We start from the raw sequence: 20,838 nt of genomic DNA on the forward strand, positions 1-20,838 counted from the left end.
TAAACTTGAGCATGAGTCTGTTGAGCAATGACCGCGTACAAGGCGGTCGAGGAGGTGGGGCATGCAAGTGGCGCAAACCCTGGCGCGCAGTCTGCAACGGGCGCACTGTCAGTTCGATCTGGTCGAGCATGAGCACTCGGCGACCAGTCTGGAGTCGGCGCGCAAGGCTGGCATCGCACCCTCGCACATGGCCAAGTCGGTGATCCTCGATGATCGTCGCGGGCACTACCTGATGGCCGTGCTGCCGGCCAATCGACAATTGGATCTGAGCAAGGTGCGCAAGGGTCCGCGGCGCTGGCAACTCAGCGGCGAGCAGACGCTGGCCAACCTGTTCAAGGATTGCGAGCGCGGCGCGGTGCCGGCGCTGGGCGAGGTCTACGGTCTCGAGATGCTGATCGATCCGATGCTGGCCCGTCAGCAGGACATCTACCTGGAAGCCGGCGATCACGAAAGCCTGGTGCACATGCCGGTCGACGAGTTCTTCAAACTGGCACCCAACGCCGAGGTCTGCGACCTCTGTTATTGAGCCGGTTGCCGGTTGCCTACCTCGCTGACGCGGTGGCGGGGCGGGTTGTGCGCGATTCGGTGCTTTTGCCGTGCCGGCCTCGTCGCTCCGCAGGCGCTCGACTATAGTGACTGGCCTGTGTACCCGTCATTTCGTTGGAGCCTGCAATGCCGAACAAAGGACTGCTTCTGGCACTTGTCCTGAGCCTGCTCAGCGCCTGTGATTCCTCCACCCCCGAACCCGCCAAAGTCAAGCCGACCGCCACCGTTGCCAGCAGCGAGCCGGGCAAACCGGTCAGCGACCGCGCGGCGTTGGCCGCGCGTTATGCCGGGCGCGAGCTGAGCGTGGTGGACGTCTCCGAAGTGCAACTGGAGGGCGCCAGCGCGCTGTCCGTAAGCTTTTCCGTGCCGCTCGAACCGCAGCAGCCGTTCGCCGAACGCCTGCACCTGGTCGACAGCAAGAGCGGCAAGGTCGACGGCGCCTGGGAACTGAGCGACAACCTGATGGAGCTGCGCCTGCGCCATCTGCAGCCCAGGCGCAAGCTGGTGCTGACGGTGGATGCCGGGCTGCAGGCGCTGACCGGCAAGCAATTGGCTGGCGAGCATGTCAGTCGTGTGCAGACTCGCGACCTGCAGCCCAGCGTCGGCTTCGCCAGCCGCGGCTCGTTGCTGCCGACCCGCCTGGCCGAGGGCCTGCCGGTGATCGCGCTGAACGTCGACCAGGTCAACGTCGAATTCTTCCGCATCAAACCGCAGGCGTTGCCGCGTTTCCTCGGTCAGTGGGGGCGCAGCAGCAACCTCGACACCTGGGAGGCGCAACGACTGCTGCCGATGGCCGAGCTGGTGTACGGCGGCCGCTTCGACCTCGAGCCGGCGCGCAACACCCGCGAAACCCTGCTGCTGCCGATCGCCGGCCTCGAACCATTGCAGCAGCCCGGGGTGTATCTGGCGGTGATGCGCGCAGCGGGCAGCTACGGCTATTCGCAGCCGGCCACGCTGTTCACCCTGAGCGACATCGGCCTGTCCGCGCACCGCTACCGCCAGCGCCTGGACGTGTTCACCCAGGCCCTGGCCGGCGGTGCGGCCCTGGCCGCGGTCGAGCTGGAATTGCTCGATGGCAAGGGTCAGGTGCTGGCAGAGGGTAAAACCGACAACGCCGGGCATGCCGAGCTGGTGCTGCCGGCCAAGGCCGAGGTGCTGCTGGCGCATCTGGGCGAGCAGACCAGTTTGCTGCGCCTGAACGGTCCGGCACTGGACCTGGCCGAGTTCGATATCGCCGGGCCCCAGGCCCATCCGCTGCAATTCTTCGTGTTCGGCCCGCGCGACCTCTATCGCCCCGGCGAAACCGTGCTGCTCAACGCCCTGCTGCGCGATACCGACGGCCGCGCGCTCGAGGCCCAGCCGGTGAACGTCGAGGTGCGTCGGCCGGACGAGCAGGTCAGCCGCAAGTTCGTCTGGCAGGCCGATGCCTCCGGCCTCTACCAATACCAGTTGCCACTGGCCGAGGAGGCGCCGACCGGGCGCTGGCAACTGCTGTTCGACCTCGGCGACGGCAAGCCGCAACTGTATGAATTCTCGGTCGAGGACTTCCTCCCCGAACGCCTGGCCCTGGAGCTCAAGGGTAGCGAAGTACCGTTCAAACCAGGCGACAGCGCGCGTTTCGAGGTGACGGGCCGCTACCTGTATGGTGCACCAGCCGCCGGCAACCGCCTCAGCGGCCAGCTCTACGTGCGCCCACTGCGCGAGGCGCTGGCCAGCCTGCCGGGCTATCAGTTCGGTTCGGTCACCGAGGAGGAGTTGAGCCAGGACATCGAACTGGACGAAGTCAGCCTGGATCCGCAGGGCCAGGCCAGCCTCGCCATCGACAGCCGCTGGGCGCAGGCCAAGTCGCCATTGAAACTGATCCTGCAGGCCAGTTTGCAGGAATCCGGCGGCCGGCCGATCACCCGTCGGCTGGTCCAGCCGGTCTGGCCGGCAGAACGTTTGCCAGGGGTGCGCGGGCTGTTCGACGGCGAGCAGGTCGATGCCGACAGCCTGGCCGAATTCGAGGTGCTGCTGGCCGATGCCGCCGGCAACAAGCTGGCCGCCGAGCAACTGACCGTGCGCCTGGTGCGCGAGCGCCGCGACTACTACTGGAACTTCTCCACCAGCGACGGCTGGAGCCATAACTACAACGAGAAATTCCTCACCCTCAACGAAGAAACCCTCAAGGTCGCCGCTGGCGGCACGGCCAAGATCAGCTTCCCGGTGGAGTGGGGGCCGTATCGCGTCGAGGTGATCGATGCGCAGACCGGTTTGCTCAGCAGCCTGCGTTTCTGGGCCGGCTACCGCTGGCAGGACAACGCCGACGGCGGCGCGGTGCGCCCGGATCAGGTCAAGCTGGCGCTGGATAAACCGGCCTATGTCGACGGTGAAACCGCCAGGGTGACTGTCGCCCCGCCAGCCGCCGGCAGCGGTTATCTGCTGGTCGAGTCCAGCGACGGGCCGCTATGGTGGCAGGCCATCGAGGTGCCGGCCGAAGGCAAGGTCTTCGATATTCCGATTGCCAGGGACTGGGCGCGGCACGACCTGTACGTCAGCGCCCTGGTGATCCGCCCCGGCGAGCGCAAGAGCAATGCCACGCCCAAACGCGCGGTCGGCCTGCTCCATCTGCCGCTGCAGCGCGCGCCGCGCCAGCTGGCGCTGAGCCTGCACGCAGCGGAAAAAATTCGTCCGAACCAGCCGCTCAAGATCAAGGTGCAGGCGCGCAATGCCGACGGCAGCGTGGCGGAAAATGTCCAGGTGCTGGTCGCCGCGGTGGACGTCGGCATCCTCAATATCACCGATTACGCCACGCCCGACCCGTTCGCCAGCCTGTTCGGGCGCAAGGCCTACGGCGCCGATCAGCTGGACGTCTATGGCCAACTGATCGAAGCCGGTCAGGGCCGCGTGGCCAAGCTGGCCTTCGGTGGCGATGCGGCCCTGGCCGGCGGTGGCAAGCGCCCGGATACCAGCGTGCTGATCGTCGCGTTGCAGAGCCAGCCGCTGCGGCTCAATGAGCAGGGCGAGGGCGAAGTCAGCCTGGACATCCCCGATTTCAACGGCGAGCTGCGCCTGATGGCGCAAGCCTGGAGCGACGAGCGCTATGGCATGGCCGAGGGCAAGACCCTGGTGGCCGCGCCGCTGATTGCCGAATTGTCGGCGCCGCGCTTCCTTGCCGGTGGCGACGAAACCAGCCTGGCCCTGGATCTGAGCAACCTGTCCGGCCAGGCTCAGCAACTCGATGTGCAGCTCAGTGCTGCAGGGCAACTGAGCCTGAGCAACGCTGCTGACACCACGCGCACCCTCGGCCTGGCCGCTGGCGAGCGCCGCATCCTGCGCATCCCGGTGCGTGCCCTCGGCGGTTACGGTCAGGGCCGTTTCAAGGTCGAGGTGCAGGGGCTGGAACTGCCCGGTGAAGACCTGCCACCGCTCAGTCGTGAGTGGACCCTGGGGGTGCGTCCGGCCTATCCGGCGCAGCTGCAACACTTCCGTACGGTGCTCAAGGATCAGGCCTGGAGCCTGCCTGCCGGCACCCTGGAGGCTTTCGAGTCGGCCGGTCTGGAGGCGCGCCTGGCGATCTCCAGCCGGCCGCCGCTCAACCTCGGCGAGCAGATCCGCGCGCTCAAGGCTTATCCCTATGGTTGCCTGGAACAGACCACCAGCGGCCTGTATCCGTCGCTGTATGCCGATGCGGTGACCCTCCAGCGTCTTGGCCTGGAGGGCGAACCGGATGAGCAACGCCGGCGCGCCATCGAGCTGGGCATCGAGCGCCTGCTGAGCATGCAGCGGCATAACGGCAGTTTCGGCTTGTGGGGCGCGGACGGCGACGAAGAATACTGGTTGAGCGCCTACGTCACCGACTTCCTCCTGCGCGCCCGCGAGCAGGGTTTCGGCGTGCCGGCCGAGGCGCTGAAAAAGGCCAGCGAGCGGCTGCTGCGCTATGTGCAGGAGCGCAACCTGATCGAGGTCGACTACAGCGACAATGCCAACCACAGCCGTTTCGCCGTGCAGGCGTATGCCGGTTATGTGCTGGCGCGCAGCCAACAGGCACCGCTCGGCGCCTTGCGCAGCCTGTATGAGCGCCGTGCCGATGCACTGTCCGGTTTGCCCCTGGTACACCTGGCCGTGGCCTTGCAGAAGATGGGCGATCAGCCACGTGCCGACGATGCCCTGGCCGCCGGCCTGGCGCGCAGCCGCGAGCGCGACAACTGGCTGGCCGACTATGGCAGCCCGTTGCGCGATCAGGCGCTGATCCTGGCGTTGCTGGAGGAACATGACCTGGCCGCCGGCCACCGCGAAGAACGGCTGTTCGCCTTGGCCGACGAAGTGGCCGGTCAGCAGTGGTTGTCGACCCAGGAGCGCAATGCGCTGTACCTGGCCGGGCGCAATCTGCTCGGCAAACCGGAGCCGAACTGGCGCGCAGGACTGCGTAGCGGCAGCTTCGAATTTGAGCTGAACAATGCCCAATCCGGCCTCAAACTGGACGCCAGCCAACTGGACGCGCCCATGACCCTGAGTAATCCGGGCGACGTACCGCTGTATCAGCAGCTGACCCTGTCCGGCTACCCGACCAAGGCGCCGCTGGCAGGCGGCGAGAACCTGAGCATCCACCGCGAGTACCTGGGCATGGACGGCCAGCCGCTGGATCTCGCTGCCCTGAAAAGTGGCGAGCTGGTGCTGGTGCATCTGGCCGTGGCGGCCAGGCAGCGGGTGCCGGATGCCCTGGTCGTCGATCTGCTGCCCGCCGGCCTGGAGCTGGAGAACCAGAACCTCGCGCAAAGCGCCGCCAGCCTGGAGGACGCCAGCAGCGCGGTGCAGGAATGGCAGAAGTCGATGGCCAATGCCCGCATCAAGCACCAGGAATTCCGCGGCGACCGCTATGTCGCGGCCCTGGATGTCAGCGCCTACGGTACCAGTCACCTGCTCTACCTGGCCCGCGCCGTCACCCCTGGCAGCTACCGCGTGCCGCCTCCGCAGGTGGAGTCGATGTACCGGCCAAACTGGCAGGCGCTGGGCGAAACGCCGGGGCGGATGGTGGTCGAGGAGCGCTGATATAAAGCTTCCCGGATTGCATCCGGGCTACGGTTGGCGCTGGTAGCCTGGATGCAAGTCGGAGAAATGGCAGGGCTAGCTAATCAGCCCGCCGAGTAGCCACAGGCCGAAAAACAACCAGATCAATCCGGCGATGATCGAGCGGCGCAAGAAGGCGCGCACGGCGGCGTAGAGCAGCAGCAGGCCAATTACCAGCACGACCACGCCGAGCAGTGACGGAGTAATGCCGAGCGCCTTGGACATGCCATCGATAAAGCCGCCGAACGCATCGCCAAATATGCCGAGGAACCCGCTCAGGCCTTCGACGATAAAGCGGATGACCGCGCCGAAAGCCTGGCCGAGGGATTCAAAAAAACCTTCAACACTCATATTTTTTCTGTTCCAGTTCGTCTGGTGTAATTGCTACTGGGCGCCAGTGTGCCTGTCATTTTGCGCTATCGCTGGCCTATTGGGCGTTTGATGGCTGCGTTGGGTTCCCGCCATTTGCCGATTGCATGCGGGCTACAAGGGCTGTCGCTGGAGTCACTATACAAGGAGTTTCCTGTGTTTATGCCGAGCGAGCGAGGCGCCGGACTATGGCCTGTACTGCGCCGTCCATGGCTGGTTGCGCCCCTGTGCCTGGCGCTGGTGCTGCTTGCGGCCGATCGGCTGTTCCCCTTGCCGCTGCCGGGGGACGATCTGGCCCGGGTAGTGCTGGCCGAGGACGGCACGCCGTTGTGGCGTTTCGCCGATCAGGACGGCGTGTGGCGCTACCCGGTCAGCCCTGACGAGGTTTCGCCCTATTATCTGGAGGCATTGCTGACCTACGAGGATCGCTGGTTCTATCAGCACCCCGGGGTCAACCCGTTGGCGCTGGGCCGCGCGGCTTGGCAAAACCTCAGGGGTGGGCGTGTGCTCTCCGGCGGCAGCACCCTGTCGATGCAGGTGGCGCGCCTGCTCGATCCGCATGCGCGCAGTTACGCCGGCAAGCTCAAGCAGCTGTGGCGTACGCTGCAGTTGGAGTGGCACCTGTCCAAGGATGAGATTCTCGGCCTCTACCTCAATCGCGCGCCGTTCGGCGGCACCTTGCAAGGCGTTGCCGCTGCCAGTTGGAGTTACCTGGGCAAGTCGCCGGCCAATCTGACCCGTGCCGAGGCGGCCTTGCTCGCGGTGCTGCCGCAGGCGCCCAGCCGCTTGCGCCCGGATCGTCATCCCGAGCGCGCCCAGCCGGCACGGGACAAGGTGCTCAAGCGCTTGGCGAGTTTCGAGGTATGGCCGCACGCGGCGATCGCGGATGCGCTGCAGGAGCCGGTGCTGCTCGCCCCGCGCCAGGAGCCGCGTCTGGCGCCCTTGCTGGCGCGGCGGCTGAACACCCCCGGCAGCCCGCCGCTGATCCGCACCACTGTCGATGCCGCCTTGCAACGGCGCCTGGAAGAGCTGTTGCTGGGCTGGCGCGCGCGCCTGCCGGAGCGCACTTCGGCGGCGATCCTGGTGGTCGAACAGCCGAGCATGGCGGTGCGCGCCTACCTCGGCTCGGTGGATATCGGCGATGGCAAGCGCTTCGGCCACGTCGACATGATCAGTGCCGTACGCTCGCCCGGTTCGACCCTCAAACCTTTCCTTTACGGCATGGCGCTGGACGCCGGCCTGATCCATTCCGAGTCCCTGCTGCAGGACGTGCCGCGCCGTTACGGTGACTATCGTCCGGGCAACTTTGCCGCCGGTTTCAGCGGCGCGGTGTCGGCCAGCGAGGCGCTGGCCCGTTCGCTCAACCTGCCGGCGGTGCAACTGCTGGAAGCCTACGGGCCGAAACGCTTCGCCGGTGAGCTGCGCAGCGCCGGCGTGCCGCTGGCCTTGCCGCCGCTGGCCGAGCCGAACCTGGCGCTGATTCTCGGCGGCGCCGGCAGTCGCCTGGAGCAGCTGGTCGGCGGCTACAGCGCCTTCGCCCGTGGCGGCCGCGCTGCGCGCCTGCGTTTCCAGCCCGAGGATGGGCTGCTGGAGCGACGCCTGCTGTCGCCCGGAGCGGCCTGGATCGTGCGGCGGATTCTCAGTGGCCAGGCGCGGCCGGACCGCGACCCGCGGGCGCAGCTGGTGCAACGCCCGAGCCTGGCCTGGAAGACCGGCACCAGCTACGGCTTTCGCGATGCCTGGGCGATCGGCGTGGCGCCGCGACATGTCATCGGCATCTGGATCGGTCGCCCGGACGGCACCCCGGTGCCCGGTCAGTTCGGCCTGGCCTCGGCCGCGCCCTTGTTGCTGCAAGTGCACGACCTGCTCAGCAATCGCGACAGCCAGCGCGGCCTCGGTGTGCCGGCCGATCCACAACCGGCAGCGGTAGGCGTGGCGGCGATCTGCTGGCCGCTGGGCCAGCCACTGGCCAAGGCCGATCCCAACTGCCGGCGTCAGCGCTTCGCCTGGACCCTGCACGGCACCACGCCGCCGACCCTGCAGGCGCTGGATCAGCCGCTCGGCTTGGGTCTGCGCGAACCACTGTGGCTGAGCGCGGCGGGTCTGCGGGTCGCGGCCAACTGTCCGGGGGCCGAGCCACACGAGTTGCTGCTGTGGCCGGCCGCCCTGGAACCCTGGCTGCCGCGGGTCGAACGGCGCAGCGCGCGCTTGCCGGCCAGCGACCCGGCTTGCCCGCCACACGGGACAGCGCTGGTCGCACCGCTGTCGATTGTCGGGGTGAGCCAGGGCGACCGCCTGCGCCGCCCGGCGGGCAGTGCCGAACCGTTGCGTCTGCGTCTTTCCGCCCTCGGTGGTGCGGGCCGGCGCTGGTGGTTCGTCAATGGCCAGCCGCTGGGCGAGACCGCGGCCGAAGCCGACTTCAACCACGCCTTCAGCCGCACTGGCCGCTACCAGCTCAGCGTGCTGGACCAGAGCGGCCAGACCGCGCGCCTGGAGTTCAGTGTGGGTGAGTAGGCGTTGTCTGATGCGTCCGCCGCGCTGCTGAACTATCTTCAATCTCCATGGGCTGGCACGATGCTACTAAGGGCCTGTTGCTATGGGGGGTTGGCTTTGCCGGATAAGTTCGCGATTGCTGGTCTCTTGGCCTGCCTGCGTCTGCTGGCTTGCATGCTGGTGCTGGTCGGCCCCATGGCGGCTGCCGAGCCGCAGGTGTTGCGGGTCGATGGCAGCCGGTCGGCCATCGATTTGCAGCCCTACATCCGCTATCTGCGCGATCCGGCGGGCAGCCTGCAGATCGAGCAGGTTCGCCAGCAGACCGAGCAGTTTCGTCCGGCCAGTGAGCGCCGCGATCTGAATTTCGGCTATACCCATGATCATCTCTGGTTGAGCTTCGACCTGGTCTCCACGGCAGACGAACTCAGCGATTGGCTGATCGAGATGAGCTACTCCTCGCTCGACCGGGTCAGCCTCTACAGCATCGGCGCGGATGGCATGCAGGTTCAGCATTCCGGCGACACCCTGGCCTACGGCGAGCGCAGCATCGGTCACCGCAATCCGCTGTTCGCCCTGCGCCTGGCGCCCGGCGAACAGCGCAGGCTGTTCATTCGCGCTCACTCCGAGGGCAGTCTGACCCTGGGTAGCCAGTTATGGCCGGCGGCGGACTTCCAGCAACACAGTCAGAAGGGCTATGTGGTGCTGGCCCTGTATTTCGGCGCGTTGCTGGCCTTGGGCAGCTATAACCTGTTGCTGTTCGCGGTGTTGCGCGAGCGCTCGATCATTTTGTATGTGTGTTTTGTCGCCAGTTTCGGGGTTGGCGCACTGGCCATCAATGGCTTGGGCGCCCAGTACCTGTGGCCCAATCTGGGCGCGCTGGGCAATCGGCTGTTGCCCCTTTCTCTGAGTCTGGTCGCTACCCTTGGGGTGCTGTTTGCCCAGGCGTTTTTGTCTACCGCACGGCGCACGCCGAGGCTCGACCGTTACCTGTGTGTGTGGGCCGGTCTGGCGGCGCTGGCGACCCTGGCCACGCTGGCGATCGAGGGGCAACGAGCGCTGCAGTTGATGTCCATCGTCGGCTTGATCACCACTGTGGTGCTGATGGTCACCGGGTTGATTTGTGTAGCCAGGCGAGTACCGGGGGCGCGGATCTTCGTGCTGGCCTGGCTGGCGCTGCTGATTGGCGGCACCCTGTTGGCGCTGCGTAACTTCGGCCTGATCCCGTCCAACTTCGTCACCGTCAACGCCATGCAGATTGGTTCGGCCATGGAGATGTTGCTGCTCTCGCTGGGTCTGGCGGCGCGCTTCAATCAACTCAAGCGGCTCCAGGCAGAGGCGCAGAAGCAGGCGCTGGCTGCCGCGCTACAGCAGGAAAAGGTACTGGAACAGCGGGTTGCCGAACGCACCGAAGCGCTGGCCGAAGCCAATGCCCGGCTGGAAGCGCAGGCCATGCAGGATCCACTGACCGGGCTGGGCAACCGGACTGCCCTGGCCAGCCATATGCAGCAGGCCATGTTGCGCACCAGGCGGCGCGGCGAGTTGCTGGCGCTGGTGTTGATCGACCTGGATGGCTTCAAGGACATCAACGACGAATGGGGGCATGCGGCCGGGGATCGGGTACTGATCGAAGTTGCCGAGCGGCTACAGGCGTTTGCCCGGGGTAGCGATCTGGTCGCCCGACTGGGCGGCGATGAATTCATTCTGCTCAGCGAAGGCATCCTTGATCGCCAGGAAGTCCTGGGACTGGCGGAACGCCTGTTGCACGTCATCAGTTTACCGGTGGCGCTGCAGGATCAGAGTGTCAGCGTTGGCGCGAGCATCGGCATCAGTTTCAGCGATGGTATCGAGCCAGATATCGAAACCCTGATGCGTCAGGCCGATCAGGCCATGTATCAGCGCAAACGCAGTGGCAAGCAGGGGGTGGTGCTGTATTCGTCGTGAGTTGGCTGCTCGTCCGGCTGTCGTTGCGAGTGCTCGAGAGTTGTTAATGGCTGTCACAATCTTAAATATTGTGCACAATGCTGTATTCAATTTATCCGGCTACTCACAACAATAACCACGGCAGGCTTTCCATGCACCTCTGGCAGCGTAGCGTTCAATGGCAATTGATCCTCAGTATGGGCGCGGCGTTGCTCGCCAGCATCCTGATCGTAGTGGGCATCTATTCGGCGCTGGTCAATCGTCTGACCGAGCGCTATCTGGTCGAGGAGGCGTTGCCGGCCCGGGTGCTGTCGATCCGTAACGATCTGGAACGGGTGCTGGCTGCGCCGATTACCGCGAATGCCGGGATCGCCGAAAACAGTCTGGTTCAGGATTGGCTGGCGGCGGGGGAGGACGGCGCCCGGCGCGGCGAGTTCGCCCGCTATCTGGAAGGCGTGCGCGCCCAGCAGAATGCCCTGACCACCTCGATTGTCGCGCTGCACAGCGGCACCTACACCACCGGCGACGGGCTGCTGCGCACGCTTGAGCGCAACCAGGCGGAAAACCAGTGGTTCTACTCGCTGGTCGACAGCAACCGCGACCGGGTGCTGGAAATCGATATCGACAAGACCACCCGCCAGCCGACCTTGTTCATCAATCAGCGGATTGAGCGCGATGGCCAGACCTTGGGCGTTTCCGGGCTGGGTTACAGCCTGGAGGCCATGTCGAAGATGATCGGCGACTTTCGTTTCGGCGCCCAGGGCCAGGTGTTCCTGGTCGATGGCCAGGGCGCGGTCAAGATTCACCCGCAGGCCGAGCTGAACGGCAGCGCAGATCTGCGCGAGTTGTTTGGCGACGGCCCGGCGCAGGAACTGCTTGGCAACACCAGCACAGCGGTGCGTTTCGAGCGCGATGGGCAAACCTATCTGGCCGTCGCGCAAAAGCTCGCCAGCCTCGACTGGCTGCTGGTCAGCGAGGTGCCGGAGGCGGAGATCTACGCCGAAGCGCGCCAGGCGCTACTTATTACCAGTTTGATTGGCATGGGGGTGGCCTTGCTGTTCCTCGGCCTGGTGGTGCTGCTGGCACGCGGCCTGGTACGGCCGATTCGCCAGGTCACCAGCGCGTTGGTGGAAATCGGTGGCGGTGGCGGCGACCTGACCCGTCGGCTGGACGAGTCGCGGGCCGATGAACTGGGCGATCTGGCGCGCGGGTTCAACCGCTTTATCGGCAGTCAGCGCAGCCTGATCGGCGACGTACTGGCCACCAGCGAGCGCCTGCGCAGCGCGGTCGGCCAGGTTGCCCAGGTGGTCGAGAACACCGCCGGGCGGGCTGGCCAGCAGCAGGAGATGACCGACATGGTCGCCACTGCGGTGCATGAAATGGGCTTGACCGTGCAGGAGATCGCCGGTAACGCGAGCAGCGCCGCACAGGCTTCGCACAGCGCGCGTGACGAGGCGCAGCAGGCGCGTCAGGTGGTCGGCCAATCGATCGAGCATATCGAGCAGATGTCCGCCGAGATCGGCAGTGCGACGGCGGCGGTGGGCGAGTTGGCGCAACAGGTGGCCTCCATCGACCAGGTGCTGGCGGTGATCCGCGGCATTTCCGAGCAGACCAACCTGCTGGCGCTGAATGCCGCCATCGAGGCGGCGCGCGCCGGGGAGATGGGCCGCGGCTTCGCCGTGGTCGCCGACGAAGTGCGCACCCTGGCCAGCCGTACCCAGAGCTCGACCGATGAGATCCGCCAGATGATCCAGCGCCTCAAGCAGGGCGCAGACACCGCGGTCAGTTCGATGCATGCCGGGCAGACGGCCACCGGCACCGGCGTTGTCGCCAGCCAGCGCACCGGCCAGTCGCTTGGCGCCATCACCGCGCAGGTGGAAAAGATCAGTGACATGAATACCCAGGTGGCGGCGGCGACCGAGGAACAGTCGGCGGTGACCGAGGAAATCAACCGTAACGTCCAGGGCATCGCCGACCTGGCGCAAGCCACCGCCGGCGAGGTGCGCAGTTGTCGCGAGGACTGTCGGACCCTGAGTGGCCTGGCCGATGACCTGGCCCGGCAGATGGGCAATTTCAGACTCTAGGAGGCTCTAGGAGGCTGTAGGTGGTTGTGTCCATGGCGAACGTCACCGCAGACGTCAGAGGTTGTGAGCATATCGAGCGCCCTAGCGAGAGCATCAATCCGGGTTACAAAAGAATGCTGCTCACCTGGCTCAAGTGAACAGCGTCGCCGCAGTAGGCGTGAGGTTTTACAGCTTATCAGGCCAGTTCGAGCCGATTGCGACCTCTGGCCTTGGCCCTGTAGAGGGCGTCGTCGACCCGTTTGTAGAAGGTTTCCGCCGAGTCGTCGCAGAGTGGCAGGAAGTGACCGATGCCGAGGCTGCAGGTCAGCGGCAGCTCCTGCACTTGCGCCTGTACGTGCAGGGGGACCTCGGCCAGCGACGCGCGAAAGCGTTCGGCCAGCGGGATGGCCTGTTCCAGGGTGGTATTGGGCATCAGCACGGCGAACTCCTCGCCACCCAGGCGCAGCAGGATATCGCTGTCGCGGCGGAACACCAGGCGCATGCGTTCGGCGAAGGCCTGCAGGCAGAGGTCGCCGGTGCGGTGGCCGTATTGGTCGTTGACCTTCTTGAAGTGATCGATATCCAGCAGAACCAGGGTCAGCTGGCTGTTTTGTCGGCGCGCGTTGGCCAGCCAGGCGGGCAGCAGGGCGTTGAACTGATAGCGATTACCCAGCTCGGTCAGGGCGTCGGTGCGACTCAGCCGGTCCAGCTGTTCGCCGTGCAGCAGTAGGCGCAGCTCGCGTTCGAGGCCGATGCGGTACTCGCGGTTCCAGCGATAGAGGACCAGACCCAGATAGCCCAGGTAGCCCACCAGCGCCACGGATTCGCCGATATCGCCGATGCCCAGGTGGAACTTGACCGCAGTACTGGGCAGGTAGGTCAGCAGGATGGCCAGCGTGCAACGGCCCATGCGCATGGGGTAGGTAAACGCCAGGGCAGTGGCGAATACCACCGCGCTGAGCATGGTCAGCAGGTGCGAGGCGGCTATCTCGGGGTGCAACTGGAGGGTCGCCAGCATCAGGCCCCAGGTCATCGACTGGAGCAGGATGACGAGCCAGTGCATATCCAGCCAGCGTTGCAGTTGCGCCGAGTCGAGCTCTGCGGATGGGCGATGGCGGCTGCGCAGGGCGAAGAACACCAGCAACAACAGGCTGCCCCCGCCCCACGCCCAGAGGTTGTCCCAGGGGTGGCTGCTGCTGAACCAGAGCAGACCCCAGGTGAGCAGGTAGTAATAGCCGGCAAACCTGGAGCGGACATGGGTGTCGCTTGCCTCCCGCCACAAGCTGAGGCAGGTGCTGGGGGCCACAGGCTCAGACTTCATCGGCGCCGTACTCGCAAAGGTACAGTTTCAGCCTAGCCGAACGATGGCCATTTGCCTTTTCCGGCACGCTGGCCGCTGCGCCGGGCAACACGGTCGATGACCAGCCGGCATTTATGGTGCGGAAAGTGAGCGGAAGTGGCGCCGCAACAAGCCGGGCATCGTCAGGCCCGGACCAGGCAATTGCGGCCTGCACCCTTGGCCTGGTAGAGCGCAGCGTCGACGCGCTTGAAGAAGGCTTCGGCATTGGCGTCGCGCTGCGGGTCGAAGCAGCCGACGCCGAGGCTGGCGGTCAGGGGCAGGCTGTTGCCCTGCACGTCGAAGCCTTGTCGGGTCAGTTCCAGGCGAAAGCTCTCGGCCAGCAGGCAGGCTTGTTCCAGGGTGGTATTGGGCATCAGTACGCCGAACTCCTCGCCGCCCAGGCGCAGCAGGGCATCGCTGCCGCGGCGGAATACTTGGCGCATGCGTTCGGCGAAGGCGCTGAGGCAGGCGTCGCCGCAGGCATGGCCATGCTGGTCGTTGATCCGCTTGAAGAAGTCGATATCCAGCAGCACCAGTGACATCGGCTCGCTCTGGCGTTGGGCACTGGCGACCATCACCGGAAACAGGTTGTTGAACTGATAGCGGTTGCCCAGTTGGGTCAGGCTGTCGGTACAGCTGAGTTGTTCCAGGCGTTGCTGTTGTTCCAGTAGCTTGAGTTCGAGCGCCAGGGTGTTGTGATACTCGCGGTGGCTGCGGTTGAGCGCCAGGACCAGGTAGCTCAGGTAGAAGGCCAGGGTGATCAGGATCGCCTGTTGTTCGCGCCAATCCACGGCCAGTGCGCCCAGGCCAGGTAGATAGAGCAGGAGCAGGGCGACGATGGCGCGACTCTTGCGCATCGAGAAGTTGAAGGCCATCGCCGTGCTGAAGGCGATGGTGCTGAGGGTGGCGATCAGCCAGGAACCGGCGAATGCCGGGTCGGCGAGGGCCCAGGCATGCACCAGGCCCCAGACCAGCGCGGTCAGCAGGACCAAGCCCCAATGGCGGTCGAGCCAGATGCGCAGCGTGTGCGGCGTCTCTTCTGCGGGCAGGCGATGGAGCAGGCGCAGCGCGAGCAGCAGGGCGAACAAGGCGACCCCGGCCAGGCCCCAGGCCAGCAGCTCAGCCGGGCTGTCGCTGAACAGCCAGGTCAGCAACCACGCCAGCAGGTAATAGATACCGCCCAGGCGCGTGCGTACTCGTGTGTCCTGGGCTTCGCGCCAGAGCACGAAGGTCTGCGGGTCGCGCGGTACGTTGGCGTTGCTCATAGTGTGTGATCACAAAAACTGCTGGGCCCGGCCATAGTGCGTCAGTCCGGCCTTTGACGCCACTTTGCCATCATCACGCGAGTCGCCCAGTGCTGGGCGACTGGTTCGGCCCTAGCGCAGGATCAGCAGCGGGCTGACGCTGGTGCGCAGCAGGTGGCTGGTGGTGCTGCCGACCAGGAACTGACGAATCCGCGAGTGGCCATAGGCGCCCATGGCCAGCAGGTCGATGCCGTGCTCGGCCTGGTAGGCGTGCAGGGTCGGCTCGACCTCGCCGGCGCGAATCGCCAGGTGCACCTCGCTGGCCGAATCCTGCAGCACCCGCTCGGCGGACTTGAGTTGCTCCCAGGCGTCGCTGGTGTCGGCGCCTATCAGCAGCAGGTGACACGGCAGGCCCTTGAGCAGCGGGCTGGCGGCGATCATCTCGATGCTTTTGCGCGCGGTGGCGCTGCCGTCGTAGGCGAACAGGTAGCTCTGTGGCGCCTTGAATTCGCCGCAGCTGACCAGGATCGGCCGCTGCAGGGTGCGGATGACGTTCTCCAGGTGGCTGCCAACCAGTTGGCTGAGGTTGTCGCTGGTTTCGCCCTGGCGGCCGATCACCAGCAGGCGGATGTCCTGCTGCAATTCGGCGAGACTCTCGACCAGGTCGCCATGCCGTTGGCGCAGCTGGGCATCGCTGACGCCGGCCGCGCTGGCGCGGGCCTTGGCCGCTTCGAGCAGGTGATGGCCCTGCTCCAGGGCCAGCTTGCCGCGTTTTTCGTCGAGTGCCGCCAGCTCATCCAGCAGGTGCTCGCGGCTGCCCAGGCCGATGGTGCCACTGAGGTCGCTTGGCTGCGGGTACTGCACGTGATCCAGGACATGCAGGAAGCACAGCGGTGCGCCAAGGCGCCGGCTGGCCCAGGCCGCATAGTCGCAGACGCCGGTGGCGGATTGCGAACCATCGATACAAGCCATTACGTGGGTCATGCTGTGCTCCTTGTTAGTGGCCCATCAGTTGATCGACGGCATCGGGTTTGTCATGTACGCCAAAGCGGTCGACGATGGTGGCGCTGGCTTCGTTGAGGCCGAGCACTTCGACGTCGGTGCCTTCGCGGCGCAGCTTGAGCACCACCTTGTCCAGGGCGGCGACGGCGGTGATGTCCCAGAAGTGCGCGCGGGACAGATCGATGATCACCTTGTCGACGGCCTCCTTGAAATCGAAGGCAGAGACGAATTTGTCGGCGGAGCTGAAGAACACTTGGCCCACTACAGTGTAGGTGCGTCGAGTCCCCAGGTTGTCTGCCGCGGAGTCGATATAGAGGAAGTGGCCAATCTTGTTGGCGAAGAACATCGCCGCCAGCAGCACGCCGACGAAAACGCCATAGGCCAGGTTGTGCGTGAAGACGGTGACCGCCACCGTGGCGAGCATGACGATATTGGTCGACAGCGGGAACTGCTTGAGATTACGGATCGAGTCCCAGCTGAAGGTGCCGATCGACACCATGATCATCACCGCCACCAGTGCGGCCATGGGGATCTGCCGGACCCAGTCGCTGAGGAACACCACCATCAGCAACAACACGCTGCCGGCGACCAGGCAAGACAGGCGGCCGCGGCCGCCGGATTTCACGTTGATCACCGACTGGCCGATCATCGCGCAACCGGCCATGCCGCCGAGCAGGCCGGAGGCGATGTTGGCCACGCCCTGGCCCTTGCATTCGCGGTTCTTGTCGCTGCTGGTGTCGGTCAGGTCGTCGATGATGGTGGCGGTCATCATCGACTCCAGCAGGCCGACCACGGCCAGGGCGGCGGCGTAGGGGAAGATGATCGCCAGGGTCTCCAGGGTCAGGGGCACATCCGGCCAGAGGAAGATCGGCAGGGTGTCGGGCAGCTCGCCCATGTCGCCGACGGTACGGATGTCCAGGCCGAAATACATGGCCACGGCGGTCATCGAGAGGATGCACACCAGCGGCGAGGGGATCAGCTGGCCGAGTTTCGGCACATAGGGGAACAGGTAGATGATGCCCAGCCCCGCGGCGGTCATGGCGTAGACGTGCCAGGTGACGCCGGTCAGCTCCGGCAGCTGGGCCATGAAGATCAGGATCGCCAGGGCGTTGACGAAGCCGGTGACCACCGAGCGCGAGACGAAGCGCATCAGCGAGCCGAGCTTGAGGTAGCCCGCGCCGATCTGCAGCACGCCGGTCAGCAGGGTGGCGGCCAGCAGGTATTCCAGGCCGTGGTTTTTCACCAGGGTCACCATCAGCAGGGCCATGGCCCCGGTGGCAGCGGAAATCATGCCCGGGCGGCCGCCGACGAAGGCGATCACCACGGCGATGCAGAAGGAGGCGTAGAGACCGACCTTGGGGTCGACCCCGGCGATGATCGAGAAGGCGATGGCCTCAGGGATCAAGGCCAGCGCCACGACCAGACCGGCGAGCACGTCGCCGCGGATATTAAACAACCAGGTGTTCTTCAGGCTTTGCAGCATGGCGTGTTCCAAAAGGGCTGGGTTCCGCTGTCGCGCGCAAGCGCCGGGCGGACTGGATGATTGGCAGATTGAAAAATAATGCAGGCACATGACCGAACGGCGTTCGGCTACGCAAGGGCGCACAACCGCGCGACCGGGAGAACCGGCGAGGCTATGCAGGAGGGGGCGTGGCGCTATGGCGGCTTAGGCAGCCAGCGCAATGGTTGGGCCAGTGTCATGACGACCTGTCTCTGTCCATATAAGTAAGCAAAAAGGCCGCGCACCTTAACACGGCCGGGACTTGCCCGCACTCCGCGCGGGGTGATCTGCGGCGTGCGGCTGAACTTGGCCGGCGGCGCGTGATCGAAGTCGTGCGCCGAACTGGCGCGGGTTTTTCAGTTCTGTGCGTTCGCGTGCTGAACGCTGCTGAGCTGCGCGGATTGCAACAATCGCGGGGCAGACTGCCTTTGCCCATCTGTCCGCGAGAGTGACTGTCGATGATGCCAACTGCCAAGGGGATGCTAGGACGGCTGCCTGTTTTAAGCCCATGGACATGGGCGCTGTTGGTGATCCTGCTGACCCTGGCTTATCAAGTGCGCACTCTGCACCTGGATGACCGCTTGTACTTCTGGATCCAGACCTCCTGGCATGAAACCGAGTGGGAGAAGCGCAGCCTGTGGCTGCCGGAGTACCGGGTGCAAATTGACGCCAAGGCCGTGCCGGGGGTCAGCGATAACCTCTCCGGCTTGACCTATGACGAGCGCCGCGGCCAGCTCTGGGCAGTGGTCAACAACCCGGAAGAGCTGCTCGCCCTGAGCACGGACGGCGAGGTGCAGGCACGCTATCCGCTCAGTGGCTTCAGCGATGTGGAGGGCATCACCTACCTGGGCGACAATCTGTTGCTGCTGGCCGAGGAGCGCAACCAGGCGCTGGTGGTGGTCGAGGTGCCGGCGCAGCCCGGCGCCCTGTTTCGCGAGGATTATCGGGCGCTGACCCTGGGTCTCGACGCGGGCGGCAACCAGGGCTTCGAGGGTGTCGGCTACGACCGGGCCGACGATCGACTGTTCGTGGTCAAGGAGCATTCGCCGCGCAAGCTCTACGAGATCCGCGGGCTGAAAGCGAGCATTGAGGGCGACTTCAACCTCGAAGTGATCGACCGCGAGGCATGGATCGAAAATGTCTTCGCCACCGACCTGTCCTCGGTGCATTACGACGAACGCACCGGCCACTTGGCCTTGCTCAGCGACGAGTCGAAGGTGCTGATGGAACTCGATGGCAAGGGCAAGCTGATCAGCTTCCGCTCGCTGCTCGGTGGCTTTGCCGGTCTGCAGGACAGCGTGGCGCAGGGCGAAGGCATGACCTTCGACGACCGCGGCAACCTGTATCTGGTCAGCGAACCCAACCTGTTTTACAAGTTCGAGCGCAAATAGCGCGGTACTGCGAGCGGCTGGCAAATGCTGCGTACAAAGCGCAGCCCGTAGCCCGAATAAGCGTCAGCGCAATCCGCGAGCGCTCTCCCTACGGTCAGCTCCGCCGGATCAACCAGATCCCTGCGACTATCAGGAGCAAGCCGCCGATCTTGCCGAGATTGACCGGCGCTTCGCGAAAGCCGGCCCAGCCGAAGTGATCCAGGGCCAGGGCCATACCCAACTGGCCCGCGAGCACCAGCGCCATCAGCAGCAGGGCACCGATGCGCGGTCCGGCGAAGGCGGCGATGAAGATGAAGAAGGCGCCGAGCAGGCCGCCGCTCCAATGCCACCAGGTCAGGCCCTTGAGGGCACTGAGACTGGGCGCTTCGCGCTGGACCAGGACCATCAATAGCAGCGCCAGGCTACCGACCAGGAAGGAAATCAAGGCGGCGCTGAGTGTGCTGGACACCTGCTTGGCCAGTTGACCGTTGATCCCCGCTTGCAACGGCAGGCAGGCGCCGGCGAGAAAGGGCAGGGCGAGTAACCACCAGATTGGCGCGGGCATTGCAGCATCTCCATTGACGCGGGGGGGCGAGATTATGCCGGAAAAGCTGCCCGCTCCGTCAGGTCTTGGCGTGTGTGGGGCTATTCACAGCGCCTTGTCGAACTGGATCAGCGCCACCCGTTGGTTCTGCGGATCACGCCGTTCGACCAGGCCGCTGAGCTGGTAGCCGAGTTTGGGGTAGAGCAGCAGGCCGGCGCTGTTGGTGTTGAAGCAGGACGCCTGCATGCGCCTGGCCTTGTAGTGCTCGCGCGCCAGCTGCTCCATCACCGCCACCAGGTAGTGCGCCACGCCCTCGCCACGGGCCCAGGGCGCGACCATCAGGTTGCCCAGGGCACAGAAGTCGCCATGCTGCCACTGGTGGAAATTGGCGAAGCCGGCGACCTGGTCATTGAGCAGCACCACGGTACTGTCGCGGCGCTCGGCCATGGCCGCGGCCAGTTGGCCGACGCTCAGCGGCCAGGCGGCCTTCGGGTAGCTGAAAAACAGCTCCTGTGCGCTCTGCGGGAATGCGACGATGGCGCCCAGGTCGGCGGCGCTGGCGGGACGGTGGGTCAGCGTGGCGGTTAGTGTCATCGGACATCCCTGTCAGGGCATCAAGGTTAATTCGAGTAGGTTGCTTGGTCGCCGAATAAGCCCGGGCGCAATCCGAGACGCAAGCCCCTGGATTGCGCTGGAGCTTATCCAGGCGACGATCCGCATTCGCTGCGCCGAGGGATCAGTCGGTCAAGTGCTCGGCACTATATTCGTGCAGCTAGTGCGGTGGGTACTGGCTGAGGATCTTGGCTACCGTTTCGTGGATCTTCGCGCTGCGTTCGCTCGGGTTCGCTTGGCTGTCGCGCAGAATCTGTTGGCCGCTGCCGCGCCAGACCAGCTTGCCGTCCTTGCTGTCGTACAGGTCGATCTGCAGGGTGCCGGTCTGGTAGTCCAGGGTGCGGGTTTCGCTGTAGCCCGGGCCGCCCCAGTAGCCGTTCCACGACCCGCCCCAGAAACCGCCGTAATGGGTGGTGACCTGATCCTGGCGCTGATCGACGATCAGCCAGGCCTGCACCTTGAGGTCGCCGGCGCTGCCCGCAGGCGCCAGGCGCAGACCGCGCTGGTCGAGCTGTTCGCCGACTGCGCTGCGGATGCGTTGTTCGGTCAGGTCGCTCTTCAGGCGCGGGTCGTCGGGGCGATATTGCAGGGCCGGTTCCTGCCAGTTCCAGCTGCGGTAGGCGGCGAAGTCGCGGTTCGGGTCGAAGTCGCGATCGAGCTGGGTGGTTTGGCAGGCACCGAGCAATAGCAGGGCGGGAATCAGCAGCAGGTGCAAACGCATGATCGAACCTCCAGGGACCTTGGGTGGATGCACGCCGGTGCATGCACCAAGGGCCAATGATTGCG

The 20,838-nt window shown here is 65.5% G+C and carries 14 protein-coding genes and 1 pseudogene; 7 read left to right on the plus strand and 8 right to left on the minus strand.

From position 1 onward, the window contains the following. Window positions 1-61 precede the first annotated feature (61 nt). Window positions 62-526, plus strand: coding sequence for a YbaK/EbsC family protein (locus R3355_RS17780; RefSeq protein ID WP_318962399.1), 465 nt, complete (start codon window positions 62-64; stop codon window positions 524-526). Between the two features lie 146 nt (window positions 527-672). Next, window positions 673-5,577, plus strand: a complete 4,905-nt coding sequence (locus R3355_RS17785) for an alpha-2-macroglobulin (RefSeq protein WP_318962400.1) — start codon at window positions 673-675, stop codon at window positions 5,575-5,577. Window positions 5,578-5,652: 75 nt separating this feature from the next. On the opposite strand, the gene R3355_RS17790 is transcribed toward R3355_RS17785, so the two are convergent. Further along, window positions 5,653-5,946, minus strand: coding sequence for a hypothetical protein (locus tag R3355_RS17790; RefSeq protein WP_318962401.1), 294 nt, complete (start codon window positions 5,944-5,946; stop codon window positions 5,653-5,655). Window positions 5,947-6,126: 180 nt separating this feature from the next. Here R3355_RS17790 and pbpC point away from each other — a divergent pair, with 180 nt between their 5' ends. The 4 genes and pseudogenes from pbpC (at window position 6,127) to R3355_RS24435 (ending at window position 12,461) form a co-directional block, all read left to right on the plus strand. Continuing rightward, window positions 6,127-8,478, plus strand: a complete 2,352-nt coding sequence (gene pbpC, locus R3355_RS17795; RefSeq protein ID WP_318962402.1) for a peptidoglycan glycosyltransferase PbpC — start codon at window positions 6,127-6,129, stop codon at window positions 8,476-8,478. Between the two features lie 96 nt (window positions 8,479-8,574). Beyond that, window positions 8,575-10,398 (plus strand): diguanylate cyclase, encoded by a 1,824-nt coding sequence (locus tag R3355_RS17800; protein ID WP_318962403.1) that lies wholly within the window; start codon window positions 8,575-8,577, stop codon window positions 10,396-10,398. 176 nt (window positions 10,399-10,574) lie between these two features. After that, window positions 10,575-11,594: pseudogene (locus R3355_RS24430) on the plus strand (cache domain-containing protein); the annotation flags it as partial. Between the two features lie 138 nt (window positions 11,595-11,732). Beyond that, window positions 11,733-12,461 (plus strand): methyl-accepting chemotaxis protein, encoded by a 729-nt coding sequence (locus tag R3355_RS24435; RefSeq protein WP_413243535.1) that lies wholly within the window; start codon window positions 11,733-11,735, stop codon window positions 12,459-12,461. A 175-nt stretch (window positions 12,462-12,636) separates the two neighbouring features. Here the strand turns inward: R3355_RS24435 and R3355_RS17810 are convergent, their stop codons facing one another. From R3355_RS17810 to R3355_RS17825, 4 genes are all read right to left on the minus strand, one after another. Continuing rightward, window positions 12,637-13,761, minus strand: a complete 1,125-nt coding sequence (locus R3355_RS17810; RefSeq protein WP_318962406.1) for a GGDEF domain-containing protein — start codon at window positions 13,759-13,761, stop codon at window positions 12,637-12,639. A 161-nt stretch (window positions 13,762-13,922) separates the two neighbouring features. After that, on the minus strand, window positions 13,923-15,044 hold the full coding sequence (locus R3355_RS17815) for a GGDEF domain-containing protein (protein ID WP_318962407.1): 1,122 nt from the start codon (window positions 15,042-15,044) through the stop codon (window positions 13,923-13,925). Window positions 15,045-15,155: 111 nt separating this feature from the next. Beyond that, complete coding sequence (locus R3355_RS17820; RefSeq protein WP_318962409.1) at window positions 15,156-16,007, minus strand: universal stress protein; 852 nt, start codon at window positions 16,005-16,007, stop codon at window positions 15,156-15,158. A 13-nt stretch (window positions 16,008-16,020) separates the two neighbouring features. Next, window positions 16,021-17,508, minus strand: coding sequence for a SulP family inorganic anion transporter (locus R3355_RS17825; protein ID WP_318962410.1), 1,488 nt, complete (start codon window positions 17,506-17,508; stop codon window positions 16,021-16,023). 476 nt (window positions 17,509-17,984) lie between these two features. Here R3355_RS17825 and R3355_RS17830 point away from each other — a divergent pair, with 476 nt between their 5' ends. Continuing rightward, a complete protein-coding gene (locus tag R3355_RS17830; protein ID WP_318962411.1) occupies window positions 17,985-18,917 on the plus strand; it encodes an SdiA-regulated domain-containing protein in 933 nt (310 codons plus the stop codon). Between the two features lie 94 nt (window positions 18,918-19,011). Here the strand turns inward: R3355_RS17830 and R3355_RS17835 are convergent, their stop codons facing one another. The 3 genes from R3355_RS17835 to R3355_RS17845 form a co-directional block, all read right to left on the minus strand. Then, complete coding sequence (locus R3355_RS17835) at window positions 19,012-19,461, minus strand: DMT family transporter (RefSeq protein WP_318962412.1); 450 nt, start codon at window positions 19,459-19,461, stop codon at window positions 19,012-19,014. Window positions 19,462-19,545: 84 nt separating this feature from the next. Then, complete coding sequence (locus R3355_RS17840; protein WP_318962413.1) at window positions 19,546-20,034, minus strand: GNAT family N-acetyltransferase; 489 nt, start codon at window positions 20,032-20,034, stop codon at window positions 19,546-19,548. 178 nt (window positions 20,035-20,212) lie between these two features. Further along, complete coding sequence (locus tag R3355_RS17845) at window positions 20,213-20,773, minus strand: DUF4136 domain-containing protein (RefSeq protein ID WP_318948564.1); 561 nt, start codon at window positions 20,771-20,773, stop codon at window positions 20,213-20,215. Window positions 20,774-20,838 lie beyond the last annotated feature (65 nt).

It is taken from the genome of Pseudomonas sp., assembly GCF_033723075.1.
In the GTDB taxonomy this organism is placed as follows: Bacteria; Pseudomonadota; Gammaproteobacteria; order Pseudomonadales; family Pseudomonadaceae; genus Aquipseudomonas.

Coding starts and splice junctions, on each gene's coding strand:
- R3355_RS17785 (WP_318962400.1), top strand. CDS start 673: ATGCCGAACAAAGGACTGCTTCTGGCACTTGTCCTGAGCCTGCTCAGC.
- pbpC (WP_318962402.1), top strand. CDS start 6,127: ATGCCGAGCGAGCGAGGCGCCGGACTATGGCCTGTACTGCGCCGTCCA.
- R3355_RS17815 (WP_318962407.1), bottom strand. CDS start 15,044: ATGAGCAACGCCAACGTACCGCGCGACCCGCAGACCTTCGTGCTCTGG.
- R3355_RS17820 (WP_318962409.1), bottom strand. CDS start 16,007: ATGACCCACGTAATGGCTTGTATCGATGGTTCGCAATCCGCCACCGGC.
- R3355_RS17840 (WP_318962413.1), bottom strand. CDS start 20,034: ATGACACTAACCGCCACGCTGACCCACCGTCCCGCCAGCGCCGCCGAC.
- R3355_RS17845 (WP_318948564.1), bottom strand. CDS start 20,773: ATGCGTTTGCACCTGCTGCTGATTCCCGCCCTGCTATTGCTCGGTGCC.
- R3355_RS24435 (WP_413243535.1), top strand. CDS start 11,733: ATGGTCGCCACTGCGGTGCATGAAATGGGCTTGACCGTGCAGGAGATC.
- R3355_RS17830 (WP_318962411.1), top strand. CDS start 17,985: ATGATGCCAACTGCCAAGGGGATGCTAGGACGGCTGCCTGTTTTAAGC.
- R3355_RS17835 (WP_318962412.1), bottom strand. CDS start 19,461: ATGCCCGCGCCAATCTGGTGGTTACTCGCCCTGCCCTTTCTCGCCGGC.
- R3355_RS17790 (WP_318962401.1), bottom strand. CDS start 5,946: ATGAGTGTTGAAGGTTTTTTTGAATCCCTCGGCCAGGCTTTCGGCGCG.
- R3355_RS17825 (WP_318962410.1), bottom strand. CDS start 17,508: ATGCTGCAAAGCCTGAAGAACACCTGGTTGTTTAATATCCGCGGCGAC.
- R3355_RS17810 (WP_318962406.1), bottom strand. CDS start 13,761: ATGAAGTCTGAGCCTGTGGCCCCCAGCACCTGCCTCAGCTTGTGGCGG.
- R3355_RS17780 (WP_318962399.1), top strand. CDS start 62: ATGCAAGTGGCGCAAACCCTGGCGCGCAGTCTGCAACGGGCGCACTGT.